Source organism: Gilliamella sp. Occ4-3, from assembly GCF_001690675.1.
GTDB classification, from domain to species: domain Bacteria; phylum Pseudomonadota; class Gammaproteobacteria; order Enterobacterales; family Orbaceae; genus Gilliamella; species Gilliamella bombi.
Genome location: NZ_LZHR01000019.1, coordinates 1 through 1,052 on the forward strand (window position 1 = coordinate 1; position 1,052 = coordinate 1,052).

Here is a 1,052-nt window from a genome sequence, read left to right on the forward strand (position 1 = left end):
TTAGGGATTGTTGATCTTTTGTATTCATGTATTAATCAACAATGCATTGGTAGCCACATAAGTATGAATGCCAGAGATAACATGCAGACATAATTCCTTTCTAATTTATCATATCTTATTAAAATAGAACGATAAGGGATAAATGAATCTTAAGTAATGATTGAGTACTACGAACACGGTAATATCCATGGAAAATAGGATTGTTGATATTTACTAAATTAGTATACTGGTATTAAAGGTGATGATTTCAGACAAAACATGAGAATATTAGCTCCATTCCATACATCTTTTCAATTCACCTAATAATGTGCTTGTATCAATTTTTAAGTTTTTAAAGAAATAGTTATTCATATCATGATTATGCCACAGTGAATTGATGATTTCATGGGGATCAGTGACTACATAGTTATGACCTTGTATGGCTCCACAATGTAGACAAACATTTGCCATATAATGTTCATTGAGTGTTTTACTGTACTTCATTTTAACAGTTGGTACATTTAAGCTAAGCAGGCGATCAATACTGGAAATATCACCGACTCCAATCCCGTGTAATACAGAAAAAATTGGATCTAATTCGGATAGCTCGTAATACAAATAGTATGAATAGACTGGCGTTTCTTGCTGACATTTCCAACACTGTTTTTGCCATTGATAAATATTGACACCATATTTACGAATGAATTCATAAACTAATTCGGGGATCTTTAAAGTTGATTTACAAACTGGATAACGGGAGCAACCTGCAAATATCCCATATTTTCCGTCTCGTATAACATAATGCCCTTCACAAATTTTACATTGGATATGTAAATGCCCCAAACTTAGTACACAACTCACGTAGAAAATTAAGCTGCTTGTTTTAGTGTTTTATACTCAATCGGTGTCATGTTATTTAATGCCTCATGCGGTCTTTCGGTGTTATAAATCGTTAGCCATTCTTCGGTTATTTTCCTTGCTTGTGCTAAGTTGTTAACAAGATATAAATCGAGTACTTCAGTACGATAGGTACGATTAAATCGTTCAATATAGCCATTTTGATAAGGGCTACC

Annotated in this window: 2 protein-coding genes and 1 pseudogene; all 3 read right to left on the reverse strand. The window is 33.1% G+C overall.

The genetic code is table 11. The features are described 5' to 3' along the window. Positions 1-35: 35 nt before the first annotated feature. A pseudogene (locus tag A9G44_RS13220) lies at positions 36-134 on the reverse strand (IS5/IS1182 family transposase); the annotation flags it as partial. A 133-nt stretch (positions 135-267) separates the two neighbouring features. Beyond that, positions 268-840, reverse strand: a complete 573-nt coding sequence (locus A9G44_RS01630; protein WP_179854784.1) for a topoisomerase DNA-binding C4 zinc finger domain-containing protein — start codon at positions 838-840, stop codon at positions 268-270. An 8-nt stretch (positions 841-848) separates the two neighbouring features. Continuing rightward, positions 849-1,052, reverse strand: a 204-nt coding sequence (locus tag A9G44_RS01635; RefSeq protein ID WP_143426280.1) for an integrase core domain-containing protein, incomplete at its 5' end; no start/stop codon positions are given.